3 protein-coding genes, 1 pseudogene and 1 riboswitch are annotated in these 3,158 nt (G+C 41.9%); all 4 genes and pseudogenes read right to left on the bottom strand.

Annotated elements, in window-relative coordinates; genetic code table 11:
- A pseudogene (locus SPADD19_RS12735) lies at positions 1–352 on the bottom strand (xanthine phosphoribosyltransferase); the annotation flags it as partial.
- Positions 353–441: 89 nt separating this feature from the next.
- Positions 442–537: riboswitch (purine riboswitch) on the bottom strand.
- Positions 527–1,510, bottom strand: coding sequence for a GMP reductase (gene guaC, locus SPADD19_RS06455; RefSeq protein ID WP_049490864.1), 984 nt, complete (start codon positions 1,508–1,510; stop codon positions 527–529). Its footprint overlaps the riboswitch before it by 11 nt.
- A gap of 182 nt (positions 1,511–1,692) precedes the next feature.
- Positions 1,693–2,418 (bottom strand): alpha/beta fold hydrolase, encoded by a 726-nt coding sequence (locus tag SPADD19_RS06450; RefSeq protein ID WP_061455556.1) that lies wholly within the window; start codon positions 2,416–2,418, stop codon positions 1,693–1,695.
- Between the two features lie 42 nt (positions 2,419–2,460).
- Positions 2,461–3,057, bottom strand: coding sequence for a hypothetical protein (locus tag SPADD19_RS06445; protein WP_023918094.1), 597 nt, complete (start codon positions 3,055–3,057; stop codon positions 2,461–2,463).
- Positions 3,058–3,158: the final 101 nt, after the last annotated feature.

Below are 3,158 nucleotides of genomic sequence, written 5' to 3'. Positions count from 1 at the left end.
CCGCTGGATCTAAGAATTTACCAGCAATTGAAACCGTACTAGTGACTTGCTTGGTAAAGGAATAAACCTCAGCCGTCAAGATGCCCTCATTCATGGTAATGTTTTTCGCTTTCTTCGCAAAAATCATAGGGACATCTAGTGCTTCCGCTACATAAAGGGCTGGCGCGATCCCAGACGCTTCAATGGTGACGACTTTGGTAATACCCGCATCTTTGAACCGGTCCGCAAAGGTCTGGCCAATTTCTTTCATGAGTTTGAAATCCACTTGGTGGGTCAAAAAGGAGTCCACCTTGAGGATATTCTCACCTAAAACGTTACCATCTTTTAAGATGCGTTCTTCAAGTAATTTCATACTTCCTCCTACTTTCTATAAAATCCGTTACTTATCCACAAAACACAAAAAGGCCTGCAAAGCAAGCCTTGAACATCCTCTAACAAAAGGATTTATCTCGACTTACTTATTGTTAGGTGTTCCGGCACCTTGTAGAAACATCACGCCCATTCGTGAAATAAATAAGTAATTCAATTAGTGTGCATCGCCATTCCAGATGGAATTCTTAACGATCACATAGTCAACGTGTTTCAAATCTGCTAATTTTCGGCCTCCAGCATACGAGATCGAACTTTGCAAATCTTGTTCCATTTCTGTCAAGGTATCTTGCAAATGACCCTTGGCAGGCAATAAAATCTTCTTACCTTCGACGTTTTTATAAGCACCTTTTTGGTACTCTGAAGCAGATCCATAGTATTCTTTGAAAGACTCCCCATCAATCTCCACTGTTTTACCAGGACTTTCGATATGGCCTGCAAAGAGAGAACCGATCATGACCATAGACGCACCGAAACGAATCGATTTGGCAATATCACCATGGGTCCGAATTCCACCGTCCGCAATGATTGGCTTACGCGCTGCTTTTGAACACCAGCGAAGAGCAGCCAATTGCCAACCACCTGTACCAAATCCAGTCTTAACTTTGGTGATACAAACCTTACCAGGGCCGATTCCGACCTTAGTCGCATCCGCTCCCGCATTTTCTAATTCACGAACAGCTTCAGGTGTTCCAACATTTCCAGCAATAACAAATGTATCTGGCAATTCTTTCTTGATGTGTTGAATCATTCGAATGACACTATCCGCATGACCGTGTGCGATATCAATAGTGATGTACTCAGGCGCATCTGCCTTTAATTGACTCACAAAGTCGTATTCGTATTCCTTAACACCGACTGAAATGGAAGCGATCAAACCTTGCTCATGCATGCGTTTGACAAAAGGAATCCGTCCCGCTTCATCAAAACGGTGCATGATGTAGAAGTAACCACCACGCGCCAACTGCTCTGCTACATTCTCATCCAAGATTGTCTGCATATTGGCAGGAACGACTGGAAGCTTGAAGGTATGCTTTCCAAATTGGACGGTTGTATCTGCTTCTGACCGGCTATTGATGATACATTTGTTGGGAATCAACTGAATATCTTCATAGTCGAAAATAGGAAATTCATTTAACATAGATTGAAAAATCTCTTTTCTAAAAACTGACCTACCTATGCGCAAGCGCATCGCTACGTCTCTTGACGTTTCCTTGATAGATTATACCAAAGATACGGACCTAATGCAATGGGAATGATTTTATAGGAAATAACGTTCGGAAATTACAAGACAAAAACCCGTTTCAAAAAGAGAAACAGGTTTTATTTATGAACATTTTGGAGCCAATTGTTCACTTCTCTAGCTACAATTTCAGGCGCCTCTGTATACAGTTCGTGCCCCAAACCTTCTAGCAAGACTTGCTTGATCTGGGGATCTAGTTGCTTCAGAGCATCTTTTCTCCATTCAGGTTCTTCTTGGTATCGAGGCCCGATAAAGAGGACAGGCAGGTCTGCCAGTGGAATCTGGTAAGTCTTGATCTGACGCCGTAGACGCAATAAAGCCATGACCTTTTCGAGATCCAGATTTAATTCATATTGTTCACTCGCTAGATTCCAACGATAGCTAGCCTCTACCGCTTTTCGCGCTATAGGAGTAGGATCTGCTCCATCACCAAGTTCGGATAACACAGCTTCTTCTAAAGTTGCAAAGACTTGCTGCTTCATGAAAGACGCCGTTCCTTCTAGTTCTTCTTCAAGAGGCAGGATCTTTTCCATATCCAGATAACCCCCATCCAGGAGAATCAGAGCTCGAATCTGAGGAAAATCGGCAGCCAGATAACGAGCCAAATCTCCACCCAAGGAATGCCCCAATAAACAGATCTCTTCCGCCTGGCCAATCTGACCTTGAAACCAAGCACAAAGATCGTTTTCTGTCTGAATCATTTCCCTGTAGGGATCTAGAAAAGTCACAGGAAAGCCTAGCTCATCCATTAGTGGAGCCAGATGGTAGCTATTACCACCTAGGCCACCGATAAAATAATACTGCATGTGTTTTGTCCTTTCTTTTTCATTCTATTTCATTGGTTAGCGCTACTCTCTCGCGTCTCCTTTATGGAGTTCCGTATTATAAACAATTTCTGCACCAGGGCTTCCTTTATCATCCTTTACGACTCCTATTAACTGACCATCTTCTACTAATAATTCAATATTTTCATCTGTACTACTTGCCTCTGTGAGTATAGCTCTCTTAGGCAAATGCTCCTCATTTGAAACGTCTACAGGTTTGCCATTTGAGTCCAGTAACTCAATGACTTCATTGCCACCTCCATCAAAATCAAGAACAATGTCTGAAATCAATCCATAACTTAATGGAATAAATTTCTTTATTTTATCTCCCAGAGTAGCTTTATTTCCATACTTGTCATAGATCGTCGGACGCACATAGGCATTTGAGAATGTTGACCCTTCTTCAGTAACGTAGATTGGGGAGAACTCAATCTTCTCAATCCCAGTATAGTGTTCTTTGATGTAGGTTCCGATTTGTTCTTCTAGCAAAAGAAAACCATGCTTATAGAGCTTTGTTGTTTTCGGTCCAAGATTCGGCTTCGTTAGTTTATTGTAGACAAAGTAACTACCGGATAGGATGAAAATTAAAATAGCAATGATCTTTACCCACTTTCTGCTCATCAGTCGCTCCTCCTTCTATCTACTTCAGTATAGCATATTTGGTTGGCTTTCCATCGCTATTCCTAACGAAACGGAATATAAAGATTTGAAATGTGGCGAAA

Source organism: Streptococcus parasanguinis (assembly GCF_001578955.1).
In the GTDB taxonomy this organism is placed as follows: domain Bacteria; phylum Bacillota; class Bacilli; order Lactobacillales; family Streptococcaceae; genus Streptococcus; species Streptococcus parasanguinis_U.
The sequence above is the reverse complement of the archived record's forward strand: the minus strand, read 5'-3'. Positions and strand labels throughout refer to the sequence as shown.